Here is a 17,703-nt window from a genome sequence, read left to right as displayed (position 1 = left end):
TTTTTTACTTCAGGCTTATGCCTAATGACTTATTTTACATTATATCTAAATACCGAACGGCCTAAATTCCCGTTGGCATCAATACCTTCAACAATAACCTTATACTGGCCTCTGCCATCTGCATTATAAAATTCGAAAGAGGTGTTTCCTGTAGCGTCGGTCATTAATTTCGGATTCCAGTAAATGGTGGTACGTAAATCGTTGCGGTTCATGCTTGCGGCAACCTCATACTTAGGTGAGTAAAATTGTTTTTCCTTGTTATATCCACCCGGAGAGAAGCTAAGTTCATAATACTTAGGTAGTAAGTCCATTAGCTGTGCTTTCGATATTTTGGTGCCTTTTGGTGCCTTTTTCTGGTTGAATACAATTACACCATTTACATTATTTGCACGGTTTACCAGACCTAACTCATCTCTTAAAAAGATTTCAATGGATTCGATTTGATTTGGATCTATGGTGTTGATCTGATTTACATCTACATTCATACCGTTAATGAAAATACCCATAGGCACCCTTTTTCCGGCATTATAATCGCGTGTAACGTAAAAATTATTATCAGCGAAGGTAACCCCAGCCAGCATGCCCTGTAAGCAGTTAATCAGCAATCCACACCCTTGTAAACGATCGCCGGTAACCTCGTGGTCGGCCATCTGACCCAAGCCACTTAAAGCAGGATAATCTTTGTGGCTAACCTTAGGAATGGCAGCTGCTTTAATGTTTACATCTTTTAAAACATGTAGATAGGCATATTGCTTTTTGCTGTTATCCAAATAAGTATTTAAGGCACTATCAATATTTAAAACCTCATCTGCTGCACTGAAATTTCTGGTTAGCGTTGGGGTAGGTGCACCGTTAATGCTTAGGGTCATGTTTTTATAGTTCACATTATATTTAGCAGTAATGGTCACTTTAGACGAATCGTTGAACACGAGGTTCTGGAATTTAAAATTCCCTACCGGATCGGTGGTTCCTTCAAGGTTAAAACGCTTATCGGGAATACTCAGTAAAAGTGAACCTTTTCTTACCGGGATACCGTTCCCCATACGAAGGATACCTGATATTTCGATGCCCTGTTCAGGAAGGAAGCTGATTTTAGGTAACTTTCCGGCAATTACATCGGTATAAGCAAAAGAACGGTAACCCTGGGTTAGCAATAGGGCATCTAAATCTGCTGCTTTTTTAGCATCTGGTGCATTAAAGTAATAATTCGGTTTTTCGATATAACCCTTTAAATCGCTGCTTAACAATAGACCCGTTAAAATGGTGGTTGCAGCATCTTCATTAGCCGGAACCTTAGTTTCGTCTACAACAGCAACAGAGAAATTTCCTTCAACAGGTGCCCCATCTTTCTTAGCCGCTAAATTTATTTTTACCTTTTTCTTAACGCCATAACTTGGCAGTGCAGAACTTAAAGCCAGGGCCAGGTTATTCTTATTTTGCACAAAAACGAGTCTTTCACTCAATGGCTTTCCATTTTCTGCAAATAATGTAAACTGGGCAATACCATTAGGGAATTTAGATTTTTGAATGGTTGTACTATAGGTTTTGCTAGATAAAGCGGTTTGTGCACCATAGCAGATTACCCCCTTGCTTTGCGCAATGAGGTAAAACTTTTTACCCTGGTTCTGATCAAAGAAAGTATCATTGGCGTTAATTTTTACGGCCACATTGTCGGGCTCAGCATTATCAATACTGATTGTAATTCCAGAAGCAACAACTGCCGGAAGGGGGTAGCTTTGCGTGCTTCCATCGGCATAAGTAACATTGGCTTTATAGCTTTTGCCCGCTTCAACAGGTAAACTAAAGGTACCCATACCCAAATGCTGCGCTGTAAAAGTGGCTACCTGCTTCCCCTCACTATCTGTAATGGTACCTTTGCTGCTAATGCCCAGTCCATCACTCTTAATGGCTTTAAAAGCTACTTTATTGGTTAATCCTGCAATTAAATTTCCGCCTTCAGGAAAAAGCTGAAAATCTTTATTGATTATGGCGTTTTTAAGCTGGAAGGTACTGCTGGCCACATCTTTTTCGGTGGTATTAATGGTCGTGATTAATTCACCTTTTTGCAACTGGTACTCTGCTTTCTGGTTGGCAGTCATTGAAATGGTAAGATAACCATTCGCATCTGTAGTTCCCCTGCCTTTGGCAATTTCGGTATAACTGGTTACTACTTTCCAGTTTACACTTTTGTTGGCATATGGCTTGTTGTTGGCATCTCTGAATTGTACCCGGGCATCAATTTTTTCCTGCTTATCTGTAGAAAGATTTTTATAACTGATGTGTGTTTTAACTTCTTTATCAATAGCTTCGCCCACATAGAATGTTTTATTGAAATAAGCCGGGCTATCAAAGTTTAACATCCACATGGTGTATGCCCGGATGTGGTAATTACCTTGTTTATAGTTGATTTGATCCAATGGGAAACTGCCATTGGCTATACCTCCATTTACCGGAAGCTTTAAGGTTTCGATTAACGAATCGCGCTGATTGATTACATCTACATAAATTACTTTACTCAATCCCGAAAGGAAATTTTGATTTTCAGTTACATAGGCTTTAAACCAAACGGTATCTGCAACAGCATAATAAGGTTTATCAAAGTGGAGGTAAATTCGCTCCTGCGGATAATCATTCAAAACCTTATTGGTTTTACTGATGATGGTGTTGATGCCAACAGTATCGGTTTGAGCCGACGAACGGAAAGCCAGAAAACTTAAAAAACAAAGTATAGTAAAGGAGATGTTAGAAATCTTCATGAATTAGATATTAATTACTCAGGTTGTAAATATATCCAATTATAAATATAGCACCCAACTTGTTGGCTGGTTTAACATTTTTTTACATAAAAATTCTACATTATTGTTGGGCAGCAGCAAAAAAAATGTCCGCTGTAACCACTACAGCAGACATCTCTTTTAATTTATTAAATATTAAGCAAATTGCAACCTTTCGGTTACGCGCTTAGTTGTACTCAATTACAAACTCGTCTAAAGGCTTACGTACTTTTTTCAAGTTTACCAACCAATCTCCGGCTTCATCTCTATAACCTAAGGGAAGAATGGTAACACTTTTTAAACCTTGTTTATCTAAACCTAAAAGTTTATCCAGTTCAGCACCAATAAAACCTTCCATAGGGGTAGCATCTACTTTTTGAAGTGCTGCTTCAGCAATAGCTAAACCAAAACCAATATAAGCCTGACGGGCAGCATGGTTAAAGTTTTCTTCTGCCGATCTGTTTAACAGCATGCCTTTAAGTTGGTTTTTGTAGGCATCAGTAGTATCTTCAGGTAAACCACGTTCTGCATTCATTCTGCTAAAAACCGCATCAATACCTTCGTCTGTATAGTTTTCATCTGCAGCAAAAACCAATACGTGAGAAGCTGCCTCAATTTGTGGCTGATTAAAAGCAATCGGGGTAATTTGTTTTTTTAATTCGTCATTGGTTACTACAATCACTTTAAAAGGTTGTAAACCAGATGAAGTAGGAGCCAAATGAGCTGCAGCAATGATTTTATCAACTTTTGCTTGCTCTACAGGTTGGCCATTCATTTTCTTAACGGCATAACGCCAGTTTAGGGCTTCAATTAAACTCATATCAATAGTATTTTATTTCAAATTTTATGAAGCAAATATCAATATTAAGAAGCAACCATTTGTTGATGTATGGTAAGAAAGTAGGGGCGGTATCTTAAAGGATAGTTTCTGTTAGTGTCAAGTATGAAGTATCAAGTATAAAGTATGAAGATGGGACTTGGCTCGGGAGTTGAAGGCTAAAAGTGTGCTTAAGAGTTATAAGTTTTAGGTTATAAGTTTTAAGTCTGGGCGCATAAACAAGTTGTGAGTTACGGGTTGCAAGTTACAGGTTCGGGCGCCTAAAACTGAAAACTCCCAACTGAAAACTTCAAACTAAAAGTTAAGGGTTAAAAGTCTGGTGTGCTAAGAAAGTTGTAAGTTTTAGGTTATAAGTTTTAAGTCTGGGCGCATAAACAAGTTGTGAGTTACGGGTTGCAAGTTACAGGTTCGGGCGCCTAAAACTGAAAACTCCCAACTGAAAACTTCAAACTAAAAGTTAAGGGTTAAAAGTCTGATATGCTAACTTTTCCGGGTTCTAAGTTTGGCGGTTGGTTGTACCAACTGCTCTCTTTTTCTCTGTGTAAACGCTGTGTCCTCGGTGGTAAAATTGTTGATAAATATCCATATCCGTGGTCCATGGCTCAGGCCGGGTTGCAAGTTACAGGTCCGGGCGCCTAAAACTGAAAACTCCCAACTGAAAACTTCAAACTAAAAGTTAAGGGTTAAAAGTCTGATATGCTAACTTTCCCGGGTTCTAAGTTTGGCGATTGGTTGTACCAACTGCTCTCTTTTTCTCTGTGTAAACTTTGTGTTCTCGGTGGTAAAATTGCCTGATAAACATCCATATCCCTGGTTCGTGGCTCAAGGCCAACCGTTCGCCATTAAATCCTTTTGAATTGTACATTATGCACCTGGCCAGCTACACAGCTAGCAACTCACCCTTTAAGTTAAAAGTTAAAAGTCTCTATCTCTGGTTCGTGGCTAAGAAACCACTCGGTACTGCCTCTCTTTTAACCTGCGTAAAACATGTTTTTCTTTGCTGTAAAAAGCTAATCAACAAACTTCAAATCGCTCCGTACGGGAAAGTGATCTGATAGCTTAGCTTGTGTAATCTTATAATTAAGTACTTCAAGTTCTTTCGAAGTAGCAATGTAGTCAATCTGAAAGTTCGGGAATTTGCCGTTATAGGTTTTGCCGAATCCTGATCCCTGTTTAATGAAAGCATTGTTAAGGCCTTTGGTAATCTGTGTTACCACATACGAGGCTGGAGTATCGTTAAAATCACCTGCAATAAGATAAGGTGTCTGGCAGGTGGCCATCTCTTTTTTCATAATGTCTACCTGTCCGCTGCGCTTTAAAAAAGCATTCTTCAACATTCTTAATATCCGTTTAGAAGGTTGAAGCTCGGTATTCATCTCTTTTACCTTGTCGAGATATTCATAATCTTGTTTTTCAAAAGAGATAGACTGAAAGTGTACGTTATAAATCCTTAAGGTTTTACCTTTTACTTCCAGGTCGGTATAAATACTCATATTTCCCTGAACGCCCTCTAAAAAAGGAATTGTTCCGGTATTTTTTATGGGGTATCTCGAAAAAATAGCCAATCCCATAGCCTCGTAATCATTTTTATTGGTTGGAACGAAATAAAAATGTCGGGTTTTGAGGATTTTCTTTAGGCTGTCAACAATGTCGAAAGGACCTTTATATCGGGTGTAAAATTCCTGGAAACAAATAATATCCGGATTTTGGTCTTTCACTACCTGTAGCATTTTCTCTTTCACAGATTCATCATTATCGCCGCCGTAAAGCTTAAAATTGTGCACATTGTAGGTCATCATTCTGATGCTGTTATCTACCTTTTCTGCTCTGCCTTCATTACCTCCAAGCGAAAATGTAGCCTTTAATGTTTTAGAGCCAGAAGCAATAATAATAAGGGTAGCGATAGCGAAGATCCATTTTTTGCTAATGAGCCACCAGGCTAAGAAGATGATATTCGCAAATAATACAAATGGATAGGCAAGACCGAAAAAGGCGATAATGGAGTGTTGGCGCGGATCTAAGCCACCTGCAAGGGTGCCCATTACCAATGCAATGGCCAAAACAACTGCAATGGGCAGAATCACTTTATCTAAGAAATTATATTTCTTCTTTTGCGCCATTAATCCTTACTTGCTTTAAAAAGTTTTTCTTTTTCACTTGCGGTGAGTTTGTCATAACCAGAAGTAGAAATCTTATCTAAAATAGCATCTATTTCCTGTTGGGAAACACCCTTTACATCTTGTTTTTTCGATGGCTTTTCATTTCTAACTACCCGCATTTTTGCTTTTCGCTCGAATATCTTGCTCCAATCCCTTCCATTTTGAAGGCTCTTGATGTATAAAAAGCCCAATAATGCGCCACCAATATGTGCGAAACTACCTCCGGCATTTCCACCACCAATTGAAATGAAATCAAGGACGAAATACACCAGGGCAATCCATTTAATTTTAACTTCTCCAAAAAAGAGCAGCATGAGTGTATAATTGGGAACAAGGGTGGCTGTAGCGAAAATCACCGCCATTACTGCCGCAGACGCACCTATTATGTAAGTCTGAGAGAGCTGATCGGTAAATACCGGGAATAGATTTAGTGCTGCTACGGCAAATAGCCCCCCCGCTAATCCCCCTGCCAGGTATACAAAATGAAATTGGCGGGTTTTCAGGAAGTTCATGAAAATGCTTCCAAACCAGAACAATCCCAGCATATTAAAGAGGATGTGGAATATATCGGCATGGAAAAACATGTAAGTGAAAATCGTATAAAATCTTTTAGGGAGACTCGAAAATGCGGCTGGAAGTGCCAGGTATTCCTGAATGAAAGCATTTATGCCTAAATCTGTTCTGCTCAACCAGGTAATTACACCAACAATGGCTACCATAAGAAATATAATCACATTAATCCCAATGTAAAAGAATAAGGGATTTCCCGACTGAAAAATCTTAAATTTTAAATCTTTAAAAATGTTGTTATTCATAAAGCGTGTAAAAAGTATCGTTTTTGTCTTTCCAAATCTTAACCAGGATAAAACCGATTAAGGCGCCTCCCAGGTGTGCATAGTGCGCAACCGAATCGCCTTGAATCTGCGCTACCCCCAAAGATAGTTCAACTAAAATATAAACAGGTATAATGTATTTGGCTTTTACCGGAACAGGGATGAACATAATGAGTAATTCTGCATTAGGATACAGCATCCCAAAGGCAACCAGAAGTCCGAAGATGGCGCCAGAGGCACCTACCATCGGGGTGGTGTAAATATCGATTAATTTTCCTAATTGTTCATTGTTTAGCCCCTTAACATTAGCCTGAACCATACTTGTGCCAAAATCTACGGATACAGCATGAGGGTTGAAAATTGTACCTGTTAACTGATAGGTTTCAAATGCCTGAACACCTAATTGCAAGGCCAGGGCTCCTAAGCCTGTAATTAAATAAAAGGTAATAAATTTTTTAATACCCCAACGACTTTCCAGCAAAGTACCAAATGAATAAAGGGCAAACATGTTGAAGAAAATATGTGCCCAACCACCATGCATAAACATATAGGTAATTGGCTGCCATGGTTTAGCTAACGGAGAGTCAAAATAAAATGCCCCCAATACATACTCTAGTCGAGTTCCCTGTGATTGAAAATATAGTGTTGCTAGAAAAAAGAGTATATTAATTATCAGTAAATTTTTAACTACTGGTGGGATATATATGTTGTTCATTTAATTAGTATCAAGTATTTGTGTCCAGATGGACTTGTTTAACTGCTGAACCGGCTAATTGTTTAACTGTTTAGGCTTTGTTCCTTGCTCTTCCTCCTTACTCCCAGTTCCCAACTATTTCTCAAACTTCCGATCCAACTCTGCTAAAGTAATGGTTTGGATAATCGGTTTACCGGTTACACTAAAGTTAGGGGTTTTACAAGCAAATAATTCATCAATTAAGGTGTTCATCTCTTCTTGTCCCAAATTTGTACCCGCTTTAATTGCACTGTTTTTGGCTAAACTCCGGGCTAAGCTGTCTCTTTTGCTCAGTTTTAACTCTTGTTGAGAGTTTTTAAAGCCCTCTATTAATTGTTCAAATAACTGTGTTTCATTAATGTTACTGCTTCCTAAATCAACAGGAACCCCCTCTACCACCAACGTATTTTTACCGAATTCGCGTACATCAAAACCCAAACTTTTTATGTCTTCAAGCAAACTTTTAGCCAATTCAAAATCATTGGCGTTAAGTGTAATGGTTTGTGGGAATAAACTTTGTTGTGATGCCCCCTTTCGATCTTCCAGATGTACGAGAAAACGTTCATAAAGGATGCGCTCATGCGCCATTTGTTGATCGATTACCATTAGGCCCGATTTTATCTGTGACACAATATAGCGATTATGAAGCTGCATATATTGTTTTTGCTTGGTTTCCAAAATTGCATCATCGGCGGCATAAATAGCCGTTTGTTCTACCACAGGTTCCTGAGTAATCTCATAAAGTGAACCCCAGTTTTTTGTACTGGCCTTTGGCTCGTAGCCCCTGGCCGGAGCGCTGTAGTTAGTAGGAGCAGATGGGCTTTCTGATGCGAAAGGGTTAAAATCCGGATTGAAATTGATGCTTGGAGGAACAATATCTTCTACCGCTTTAGGAGAGATCATATTGCTAAATCCTGTTTCCTGATCAAAATCTAAAGTTGGTGAAATGTTATACCTTCCAATAGAACGCTTTACAGCCGATTTTAAAATTGCATAGATAGATTTTTCATCTAAATATTTGATCTCTGTTTTCGTTGGATGTACATTTACATCAATCTTAGCTGGATCAATCTCTATGAAAAGTACATAAAGCGGATAGCTGTCATCAGGCAGTAAATCTTCAAAAGCAGAGCTAACCGCATGGTTGAGATAAGGATCTTTGATAAAGCGGTTGTTCACAAAGAAAAACTGCTCACCACGGGTTTTTTTAGCAAACGCAGGCTTGCCAATGTATCCTTTGAGGTTTATTATGGTTGTTTCTTCCTCTACAGGAACCAAACGTTCATTATAATTATTGCCAAAAAGGTGAACAATACGTTGTTTTAAATTGCCTTTGGGTAAGTTAAAAACTTCAACCCCGTCATGGTGCAGGCTAAAAAAAACGGCCGGATGGGCAAGTGCTACACGCTGAAACTCATCCATAATATGACGCATTTCTACCGGGTTGCTCTTTAAGAAGTTTCTTCTGGCAGGAGTATTGTAAAACAGGTTTTTAATGGATATCTGGGTGCCGGCTGCGGTTGCTACGGGTTCCTGATTAACCACCTGCGAGCCTTCAATAGAAATGCAGGTGCCAATTTCATCTTCATGCCTGCGGGTTTTCATTTCTACCTGGGCAATTGCCGCAATAGAAGCCATGGCCTCACCTCGGAAACCCATGGTACGTATAGCAAAAAGATCCTCAGCCTTTTTAACTTTAGAGGTGGCATGCCGCTCAAAGCACATACGTGCATCGGTAACACTCATACCACAACCATTATCGATAATTTGGATGAGCCCTTTACCAGCATCTTTAATGACCAGTTGAATCTTATCTGCGCCTGCATCAATCGAATTTTCAAGCAATTCTTTCACTGCAGAAGCTGGGCGTTGAACCACTTCCCCTGCAGCAATTTGATTGGCAACGGCATCAGGCAATAATTGGATTATATCTGTCATGTATTAAGGCAATGTGAATTTGCTAAATTAGGTAAAATAAGACAAAAGGCCCTTGATTGTGTAAAACTCAACATGTAAATGACTGTTAACTATCACAATAAAACGATTGGCATATAAATGACGTAAAAATGTTTTCTTTCAATTTAGAACCTTCATTTACCTTTGCAACACATGTTAACACAAAATGAAATTAGGCGATAAAATTAAACAACTGCGAAGTCAAAAAGGCTTTAGTCAGGATGATCTTGCTCAGCAATCTGGCATTAGCTTAAGAACGATTCAAAGAATTGAGCAGGATGAAACCATTCCCAGAGGGCATACCCTAAAACAGCTTGCAGAGGCATTAGCAGTCGAGCTGGATACCTTTACCCTTGGCGAATACCGGGGTGGACAGGGAAGGGCCAATGTTTTTAATTTGTCTGCCCTGGGATTTATAGCTTTTCCATTATTGGGACTTCTTTTGCCCTTGTTTATCTGGATTCTGAAAAAGGATCGTACAGATTATGAAGATCAAACCGCTAAACGCGTATTGAATTTCCAGGCAACCTGGGGTATACTTACATTTACGATTTACGTGCTTGCTGTTCTCGGCAAATTTTTGCATTTAGGAGGTTACTTTCCATATCTGTTATCCTGTATCGCATTGTTATACATGCTGAATTTGATTTTTATCCTGATCAACCTCATCCGCACAGCGCAATCCAAAACTGTATTTTATCAGCCGGCCATTCCTTTTTTTAAGATTTAGTACACCAAAATTATTACAGAGTAATTTGTGGCTTCAGTTAAAGGGAGTAAGGACATTTTTCTATCTTTATCCATATGAAATCCATTTTATTCGCTGCTTTGCTGCTGATTATATTTTCCTCCTGCAATAAAAAACAAGCAGATGTAATTGTTTACCATGCAAAGGTTTATACGGTGAATAATAATTTTGATACCCTGGAGGCCTTTGCCGTAAAAGACGGAAGAATTATAGCTGTTGGTAAAACTGAAGAGATCAGGCGCCAGTTCCAGGCAAAAGAGGAGATCAATGCAGATGGAAAGTCCGTTTACCCTGGTTTTATTGATGCCCACGCGCACTTTTTTGGTTACGGACAAAGCCTGCAAACTGCCGACTTAAGAGGGACAAAATCATGGGAAGAAGTTTGCCAGAAGCTGGTTGATTTTGCTAAGACCCATCCCGATGGCTGGCTGATTGGTAATGGTTGGGATCAAAATGATTGGGCAGATAAAGCCTTTCCGACCAATGAGAAATTAAATGCACTTTTTCCTGACCGTCCGGTTTTTTTAAACCGTGTAGATGGTCATGCCGCTGTGGCCAACCAAAAGGCCCTGGATGAAGCGGGGATTAAACAAGCCCGGGCTTTAACTGGTGGCGATATGCTTGTAAAGAACGGAAAGCTTACGGGTGTGCTCATCGATAATGCTGTGGCCCTTGTAGAGCATAAAATTCCAAGCCCTGATGCAACCTTGGCAGAAAAAATTCTGCATGATGCCGAACAAAATTGTTTTGCTGCAGGATTAACAACCATTGATGATTGTGGCTTGGATTGGCGTGCCGTTGAATTTGTCGAAAAGCTTCAAAAAGATAAAAAACTCAAAATGCGCCTCTATATCATGCTTTCTGATCAGGCAGAAAATTTTAAATATCTTTTTGGGAGGGGGGCAATCAAAACCGAGCGATTAAATGTACGGTCATTTAAGGTGTATGCAGATGGAGCCCTCGGGTCGCGCGGGGCCTGCTTGTTGAAACCTTATACAGATATGCCAGAAAAGAGTGGTTTCCTGCTTAGTGATAAAAAACATTTTGAAGAAATTGCCGGCCAGATTGCTAAAAATAACTTTCAGATGTGTACGCATGCCATTGGTGACTCTGCCAATAGGATAATGCTTAAGATTTACAATAACGTTTTAAAAGGGAAAAATGATAAGCGCTGGCGGATAGAACATGCCCAGGTCGTAAACCATCTGGATTTTGATCTTTTCGGGAAAGCCAGTATCATTCCTTCCGTGCAACCTACCCATGCTACTTCTGATATGTATTGGGCAGGAGAACGTTTAGGTGCACAACGCTTAAAAGATGCCTATGCCTACAAACAATTGCTTAAGCAAAATGGTTGGATTCCTCTGGGTACAGATTTCCCCGTTGAAAACATTAGCCCGATTTTAACGTTTTATGCTGCAACGGTTAGGGCAGATGCCAAAGGTTTTCCGCAAGGCGGATTTAAAATGGAGAATGCACTCACACCTGAAGAAGCATTGAAAGGTATGACCATTTGGGCAGCGAAAGCCAATTTTGAAGAAAAGGAAAAAGGCAGCTTAGAAGTTGGTAAACTTGCCGACTTTGTTATACTGGATACCGATATTTTAAAATCATCACCACAAAACATATTAAAAACCAAAGTTTTAAAAACCTACCTGAACGGAGAAAAAGTATATGAAGCGAAATAGATTGTTCATTATTGCTGCAGCAAGTTTCTTTAATGTTTTATGCCTGGCGGCTTGTGCACAGGATCATACCCAAAACGAGAAAAAATTATCCATTACCAATAGCATCACTCAAACTACTGTTTTACTGAATAACCAGGATGCTGTTATTCCGCTAAAAGCTTTAGATAAGAAAAATATTGCATCCGTAGGGCTTAGTTTTGCCTATAGTTCGGTTTTTGATAGCTTGGCTAATAAATATGATCAGGTTACCTCTTTCTCTGCAGATGCCTATCGCGACAGTGTAAACCTGAACGACCTGGAAGATGAGTTAAAGTATTTTAATACCGTTATTGTTAGCGTTGATGATCAAAATGTAAACAAAATAAAGTACGTAAACTTCATTAACAGCATCAGTAAAAATAAATCGGTTATCATTGCTTACTTCGGTAACGGACCGGGTCTGAAAGCTTTCGATTTACTAAAGGCGCCCATTATCTGGACAGGACAGAACAGTGCCGATGCAGCGGCCATCATTCCGCAATATATTTTTGGAGGTATTGCTGCTACCAATAAGTTAACTACTGCTTTTTCGGCAAAATATACTGCCGGATCAGGTTTTGTAACCCAGGCCACCCGTTTGAAATACACGGTGCCCGAGGATGCAGGTATAAATTCCAATCAATTAAGGGAAATAGATGCAATTGCTTCTGAAGCCATTAGTCAGAAAGCTACTCCCGGATTAGTGGTGCTGGTAGCTAAAGATGGTAAAGTAATTTTTAATAAAGCTTATGGTACCCACACTTATGATACCAATGCTCCCGATAAAGTAACCGATATTTTTGATTTAGCCTCGGTAACTAAAGTTACGGCTACAACCCCATCGGTAATGCGCCTTTTCGAAGAAGGGAAGCTGAAGTTAGACACCAACATTGGAGCCTATATTCCAAAAGCCAGAACTTCGCCTATGAATAACATCCAGGTACGTGAGGTAATGCTGCATCAGGCGGGATTTATTCCCTACATCCCTTTTCACGATTATGTGAAAACCGGCGATTACAGCCGTGATTCTTCTGCAGCTTATCCCACCAAAGTGGCCGATAACTATTATATTAAGAAGGATTTCTTTAAAAATTTTATGTGGCCTAAAATGCTGAATTCGCCCATTAAAACCCGTGGCAAATACGTGTACAGCGATATCAGTATGTATGTGATGAAAGATATTGTAGAGCACATCAGCGAAGAGCCATTAAACCAATACACTTACGAGAATTTCTACAAGCCCCTGGGCATGCAAACTGCCGGCTTCTTACCAAGAAACCGTTTTAAACCCGAGCAGATTGTACCTACTGAGGATGATAAGTATTTCAGAAAAACATTATTGGTTGGTTATGTTCACGATCAGGGAGCCGCATTAGCGGGAGGGATTTCAGGTCATGCCGGATTATTTTCAAGCGCGAATGATTTAGCCATAATTTATCAGATGCTGCTGAATAGAGGAACTTACGGTGGTCAGGAGTACTTTAAACCACAAACGGTAGATATGTTTACCTCTAAACAATCCAATGTAAGCAGAAGAGGTTTAGGATTCGATCGCTGGGATCCGGATACAACCAAACATTATCCATCAGAACTGGCTTCGCCGCAAACTTATGGTCATACCGGATATACCGGTACCTGCGTTTGGGTAGATCCGTCAAGAGGCCTGGTTTATATATTTTTATCCAACAGGGTTAATCCAACCGTTACCGATAAATTATCCAACCTTAAAATCAGGGGAAGAATTCAGGATGTGGTGATTAAAGCTATTGATGAATCGAAGAGGTGAGGATATTAACCACAGAGAAAAAAGAGATTTGCACGAAGCACACAGAGATATTCGTTCTGGAGCGTAATGCAATTAATCAATCAGCCACGGAAACAAAGAATACACGGAAAGCTTTTATTCAAGTTTATATCGTTCGCAACTCCCCTCCTTTTTTCAAGGAGGGGGTGGGAGGTGCGTGAAGTGGCAGGGGTGGTTGTTATGATCATGATAAATTACATCCACCAACCACCAGAAAAATAATAACATCATGGTGTAAAGGGCTCAGCCGCTGATTACTAATTCCTGATTTAGTGATTCATTTACAGTTGAAACTTTAAGCCATGCATCACATTCAACTAACCAATCATAAATGAATTTAAATGTTGCAGTTATTTCACTGGCAAATTGTAAAGTTGCTCCTTCAAAGTTATCTTCCTGAAATATGTAGCAATCTAAAGCAGTGTACAATAAATCTGAAAGGTGATCCGTATCAAAACTACCAACCGCTTGTAAGTTGTAGGCTAAGTTTTGGGTATAGTCTTTAAAGGATGGCTCATTTACCAATACCTTAGCTTTGCTAATCAGGTTAATGGTATTGCGTACATCGGTAAGTGTGCCGGCAATGTGAATAGGGGCATGTTTCCCAACACGTGGATCGGGTCCTGTAACGGCACTAACTAGTTCGATAAGTACTCCGTTAATTCCTTTTAAATTATTGATGTCAAAATACGACTCAATAACTTGATGGAATTGATTTACAGCTTCAACCTGAATAGGGAGCGGTGCGGTTTGGTTTTTACTTTTGTTAGTCTGCATAACATTTAAATAAAAGTTCCCGGACGCTGCAGACTAACAAATAACTCTTTTCAGAGAATTGGCAATGCGTTTCCTAAACGCTCATCCGGGAATATCGTGAAAAAATAATTTTCGCTTTGGTCTCTGAATTAATGGTGAAAAAATAATTATTTATTAATCTGCATGTGCAAGTTGCAAACAAAAAATTAATCCCCGAAATATAATTACAAAAAGTGCTTCAAATGATAGTTAAAGTGTCTCGGAGTACCAAATTTTTCTAATGGTTGGTGTCCCCACCAACCATATTAATATTTCTTACACATATAAAGCTCCTTGTGCCTTCGTGCCTTGGTGGTTAATACAATCAATAAGCACGGAAACACGGAAAGCTTTTAATCCAGGTTAGGCGTTTGCAACTCTCTCCTTTTTCAAGGGGGGAAGCGTAGGAAAGAGAAATGGTGGGGTGGTTTATTCACAGCATGAACTTAAGCTTCCGACTCAACTTAAGATAATTTGTTTCACCTTGTAACATATTTTGCTGTAACACTTTTTTCTGTATCATAAAAACATGTTACACGACTGTAACATATTTTGCTGTAACATTTTTTGGTGTATCATAAAAATATGTTACAATTTCTATTGGTAAAATCTCACCCCTTATATTTTTGTACTAAACTAAGTTTATATATTGTTGTCTTCAGCTCTTCGCTATCCCGATCCTCACAAAGCAGAAATTCTATTTTTCTTTCATCCTCATGATAAAAAGTAATCCCCTCGAACTTATGGTTGCCGGGAATTTTAGTGCTGAAGTTTAGCTTCAAGGTTTCCAGGTTAATACTCCCAATAAAGCTGCCTAAAATTTCACCATCGTGATAGGTTGATCGGGTATCTTCTGCTGTAGCAATAAAAAATATCTCCTTATTCACGATGGTTGCATCTGTAAAAGATGATTCAACATGATTAATGTTTGGTAGTTTAATGGGGTAGAAGTCAATCTCCCCCGGCTGGCTTAAATCTCTGCCCTTCATTAGAAATATACCATTTTTGGCCTCAGCTCCATTTCCCCTGTTAAAAAATAACCAATCGCTACCCGTAAAAACTGCCCCTTCCAGATTCAAATTCTCGTCAGTGATTTGTGCGGTAGATTTAAATTTTTGATACAGTAAGCCCAAATCTATCCTGGTAATTTTTTGGCTTTTGAGCTGGTATATAACCCCCAGGTTCCTGTTGTTGGTAGAACCCGATCCCAAAGCGTATAGTTCATCGCCAAAGGGGCAAAGGATTTCGAAATCTGGTTTTTCAGGTTTGGGGATGTTGTCAAGCGATTTCAAACCACCAGATAAAATCTGAATTTTATTGAGCTGTTTGCTGTTGATGTAATACTCATTCAGATACCCGCTGTTATCACCAATAATATAGAGGGAATTGGAAGCTAAGAATAGCCCTGAGGCAGCGCCGATACCTTGAATTTCTGCGAAAACTTCTAAATGAGTAGCATACATGGTTTAAAATAACAAAAAAGCATCGAGAATATCCCGATGCTTATCATATTTTAGATCAATAAATTCCAGACTTGAGCCTGTTGACTTTAGATTATTTCTTCAGCCCAATTTCTCTCAATCGCTCATCTAAATACTCACCTGCCGTCATATCGCTGTACACTTTCGGATGCGCTGCATCAATGGTAGAAGATAAACTGGTTAAGTCCATATCACTGCGCGGATGTAAGAAAAATGGAACAGAGAACCGCGAAGTTTTCATTAACTCGCGCGGAGGGTTAACCACACGGTGCGTGGTTGATTTTAATTTATTGTTGGTTAAACGTTGCAACATATCGCCTACATTGACTACAATATCAGTATGATGCGCCTTAATTGGCAACCACTCATTACTGCGGGTTAAAACTTCTAAACCGTCGGCACTTGCACCAATTAATAAAGTAATCAGATTAATATCCTCATGTGCGCCTGCGCGAACAGCATCGTCCGGAATGCTTTCCGGATTTTCGATAGGAAAATAATGAATACCCCTTAAAATCGAATTGCCATTGTGTACGTGTTTATCGAAATAATCGATAGGCAATTCTAAATAGGTTGCAATGGCACGAAGCAATTGTTTTCCATTATCTTCCAGTTTGCGATAAATTTCTCCTGTTACTGAATTGAATTCCGGCAGTTCTTCTAAAACTTCATTGTCGGGATATTCATTCTTTACCGGATCGCCATCAGTAACTTCTTGCCCAATTTGCCAGAACTCTTTCAAATCAGGAGTTTTTGCACCCTTTGCGGTTTCTTTTCCGGCACTGGTATAACCACGCTGACCTGCCAACTCTGGTTTTTCATATTTCCTTTTGGTTTCTAAAGGCAGGGAAAATGCTGCTTTTATGTTTTCATATAGTTTATCTATTAATTCCTGACTCAAACCGTGATTGGTTATCGTTACAAATCCAGAATCGTTGAAAGCCTTTCCCAGTTCATCAGAAAATTTTTTGCGTTCAGCTTCAGTACCGTTAACGTACGAGCCTAAATCCAAACATGGAATATAAGGTGTTGACATATCTTTATTTTTTATGAGTTAAACGAATTTAAAAAAGAATTGTTAATAACGCTTGTTGATAACTTTTTGGTGGGTTTAGTTTTTTGATTATGAATGTTTTAAGTTATTAACAATTTAGTTAAAATCCAATACTTTAGCTTTGTCATCACAAATCCATCATTCCAGAAACAGAAACTATAAAGTATTTTATTTCGTAATATTAACTAACAAAATACAACACATCAATGAAAAGGATAGTTTTAATTATATTAACCCTACTGGCATTTAATCAAGCCAATGCACAAGGCAACAAAACAGAAAAGGCAACCTTCGGTATGGGGTGTTTCTGGTGTACAGAAGCCATTTTTCAAAAATTGAAAGGTGTTACTTCGGTGAGGTCTGGTTATGAAGGCGGAGCACTTACCAACCCTACCTATGAAGAAGTATGTAGTGGAGCCACAGGACATGCAGAGGTTTTGGAAATTAACTACAACCCTGCAGTAATCAGTTATTCAGATTTGTTAGAAGTTTTCTGGAAAAGCCATGATCCAACTACTTTGAACCGCCAGGGGGCAGATACCGGAACACAATACCGTTCGGTTATTTTTTACCACAATGCAGCGCAAAAAGCCCTGGCCGAAAAATATAAAGCAGAGCTGAACAAAACCAATGCTTTTGGTAAAAAGGTAGTCACAGCCATTGAGGCGGCCAAGCCTTTTTATGTAGCAGAAAACTATCATCAGGATTATTACCTTAAAAATGGTAGCGAGCCCTATTGCAGATTGGTTATTCTGCCGAAAATTCAAAAGCTGGAGAAGATTTTTAAAGCCAAACTTAAAAATTAATAATTTAAGAACTTTT

Annotated in this window: 13 protein-coding genes; 4 read left to right on the top strand and 9 right to left on the bottom strand. The window is 39.1% G+C overall.

The genetic code is table 11. The annotated features are described in order from the left end of the window. Positions 1 to 29: 29 nt before the first annotated feature. The 6 genes from ACQY77_RS08955 to mutL form a co-directional block, all read right to left on the bottom strand. Positions 30 to 2,756 (bottom strand): carboxypeptidase regulatory-like domain-containing protein, encoded by a 2,727-nt coding sequence (locus ACQY77_RS08955; RefSeq protein WP_421938316.1) that lies wholly within the window; start codon positions 2,754 to 2,756, stop codon positions 30 to 32. 205 nt (positions 2,757 to 2,961) lie between these two features. After that, complete coding sequence (locus ACQY77_RS08950; RefSeq protein WP_421938317.1) at positions 2,962 to 3,594, bottom strand: nitroreductase family protein; 633 nt, start codon at positions 3,592 to 3,594, stop codon at positions 2,962 to 2,964. A 1,028-nt stretch (positions 3,595 to 4,622) separates the two neighbouring features. Then, complete coding sequence (locus tag ACQY77_RS08945) at positions 4,623 to 5,732, bottom strand: endonuclease/exonuclease/phosphatase family protein (protein WP_421938318.1); 1,110 nt, start codon at positions 5,730 to 5,732, stop codon at positions 4,623 to 4,625. Then, a complete protein-coding gene (locus ACQY77_RS08940; protein WP_421938319.1) occupies positions 5,732 to 6,586 on the bottom strand; it encodes a rhomboid family intramembrane serine protease in 855 nt (284 codons plus the stop codon). Before ACQY77_RS08940 ends, ACQY77_RS08945 begins: the two co-directional genes overlap by 1 nt. Continuing rightward, a complete protein-coding gene (locus tag ACQY77_RS08935) occupies positions 6,579 to 7,319 on the bottom strand; it encodes a rhomboid family intramembrane serine protease (protein ID WP_421938320.1) in 741 nt (246 codons plus the stop codon). The genes ACQY77_RS08940 and ACQY77_RS08935 overlap by 8 nt, the downstream gene beginning before the upstream one ends. Before the next feature lie 114 nt (positions 7,320 to 7,433). Continuing rightward, positions 7,434 to 9,275 carry a DNA mismatch repair endonuclease MutL gene (mutL, locus tag ACQY77_RS08930; RefSeq protein ID WP_421938321.1) on the bottom strand — a complete coding sequence of 614 codons (1,842 nt, stop codon included), beginning with the start codon at positions 9,273 to 9,275 and terminating at the stop codon, positions 7,434 to 7,436. Positions 9,276 to 9,459: 184 nt separating this feature from the next. Between mutL and ACQY77_RS08925 the strand changes: the two genes are divergently transcribed. The 3 genes from ACQY77_RS08925 (at position 9,460) to ACQY77_RS08915 (ending at position 13,533) form a co-directional block, all read left to right on the top strand. Then, entirely contained in the window at positions 9,460 to 10,023 is a 564-nt protein-coding gene (locus tag ACQY77_RS08925; RefSeq protein ID WP_421938322.1) for a DUF4870 domain-containing protein, read from the top strand. Positions 10,024 to 10,097: 74 nt separating this feature from the next. Further along, positions 10,098 to 11,729, top strand: coding sequence for an amidohydrolase (locus ACQY77_RS08920; RefSeq protein WP_421938323.1), 1,632 nt, complete (start codon positions 10,098 to 10,100; stop codon positions 11,727 to 11,729). Next, positions 11,716 to 13,533, top strand: coding sequence for a serine hydrolase domain-containing protein (locus ACQY77_RS08915; RefSeq protein WP_421938324.1), 1,818 nt, complete (start codon positions 11,716 to 11,718; stop codon positions 13,531 to 13,533). The genes ACQY77_RS08920 and ACQY77_RS08915 overlap by 14 nt, the downstream gene beginning before the upstream one ends. A gap of 261 nt (positions 13,534 to 13,794) precedes the next feature. On the opposite strand, the gene ACQY77_RS08910 is transcribed toward ACQY77_RS08915, so the two are convergent. From ACQY77_RS08910 to ACQY77_RS08900, 3 genes are all read right to left on the bottom strand, one after another. Continuing rightward, the gene (locus ACQY77_RS08910) at positions 13,795 to 14,328 is read right to left on the bottom strand and encodes a hypothetical protein (protein ID WP_421938325.1); all 534 of its coding nucleotides are present in this window, start codon (positions 14,326 to 14,328) and stop codon (positions 13,795 to 13,797) included. A 629-nt stretch (positions 14,329 to 14,957) separates the two neighbouring features. Next, positions 14,958 to 15,809, bottom strand: a complete 852-nt coding sequence (locus ACQY77_RS08905; protein ID WP_421938326.1) for a DUF6929 family protein — start codon at positions 15,807 to 15,809, stop codon at positions 14,958 to 14,960. A 91-nt stretch (positions 15,810 to 15,900) separates the two neighbouring features. Next, a complete protein-coding gene (locus ACQY77_RS08900) occupies positions 15,901 to 16,863 on the bottom strand; it encodes an isopenicillin N synthase family dioxygenase (protein WP_421938327.1) in 963 nt (320 codons plus the stop codon). A 224-nt stretch (positions 16,864 to 17,087) separates the two neighbouring features. Here ACQY77_RS08900 and msrA point away from each other — a divergent pair, with 224 nt between their 5' ends. After that, positions 17,088 to 17,687: a peptide-methionine (S)-S-oxide reductase MsrA gene (gene msrA, locus ACQY77_RS08895; protein WP_421938328.1), complete on the top strand. Its 600-nt coding sequence runs from the start codon at positions 17,088 to 17,090 to the stop codon at positions 17,685 to 17,687. The last annotated feature ends 16 nt before the right edge of the window (positions 17,688 to 17,703 follow it).

Origin of the sequence: Pedobacter sp. (genome assembly GCF_965279535.1) — a bacterium.
Lineage (GTDB): Bacteria > Bacteroidota > Bacteroidia > Sphingobacteriales > Sphingobacteriaceae > Pedobacter.
This window is presented reverse-complemented; position numbering and strand designations above follow the sequence as displayed.

What these genes read in the sequence shown, in the direction of transcription:
- ACQY77_RS08955 (WP_421938316.1), bottom strand. Translation starts at nt 2,756, where the DNA reads ATGAAGATTTCTAACATCTCCTTTACTATACTTTGTTTTTTAAGTTTT.
- ACQY77_RS08950 (WP_421938317.1), bottom strand. Translation starts at nt 3,594, where the DNA reads ATGAGTTTAATTGAAGCCCTAAACTGGCGTTATGCCGTTAAGAAAATG.
- ACQY77_RS08945 (WP_421938318.1), bottom strand. Translation starts at nt 5,732, where the DNA reads ATGGCGCAAAAGAAGAAATATAATTTCTTAGATAAAGTGATTCTGCCC.
- ACQY77_RS08940 (WP_421938319.1), bottom strand. Translation starts at nt 6,586, where the DNA reads ATGAATAACAACATTTTTAAAGATTTAAAATTTAAGATTTTTCAGTCG.
- ACQY77_RS08935 (WP_421938320.1), bottom strand. Translation starts at nt 7,319, where the DNA reads ATGAACAACATATATATCCCACCAGTAGTTAAAAATTTACTGATAATT.
- mutL (WP_421938321.1), bottom strand. Translation starts at nt 9,275, where the DNA reads ATGACAGATATAATCCAATTATTGCCTGATGCCGTTGCCAATCAAATT.
- ACQY77_RS08925 (WP_421938322.1), top strand. Translation starts at nt 9,460, where the DNA reads ATGAAATTAGGCGATAAAATTAAACAACTGCGAAGTCAAAAAGGCTTT.
- ACQY77_RS08920 (WP_421938323.1), top strand. Translation starts at nt 10,098, where the DNA reads ATGAAATCCATTTTATTCGCTGCTTTGCTGCTGATTATATTTTCCTCC.
- ACQY77_RS08915 (WP_421938324.1), top strand. Translation starts at nt 11,716, where the DNA reads ATGAAGCGAAATAGATTGTTCATTATTGCTGCAGCAAGTTTCTTTAAT.
- ACQY77_RS08910 (WP_421938325.1), bottom strand. Translation starts at nt 14,328, where the DNA reads ATGCAGACTAACAAAAGTAAAAACCAAACCGCACCGCTCCCTATTCAG.
- ACQY77_RS08905 (WP_421938326.1), bottom strand. Translation starts at nt 15,809, where the DNA reads ATGTATGCTACTCATTTAGAAGTTTTCGCAGAAATTCAAGGTATCGGC.
- ACQY77_RS08900 (WP_421938327.1), bottom strand. Translation starts at nt 16,863, where the DNA reads ATGTCAACACCTTATATTCCATGTTTGGATTTAGGCTCGTACGTTAAC.
- msrA (WP_421938328.1), top strand. Translation starts at nt 17,088, where the DNA reads ATGAAAAGGATAGTTTTAATTATATTAACCCTACTGGCATTTAATCAA.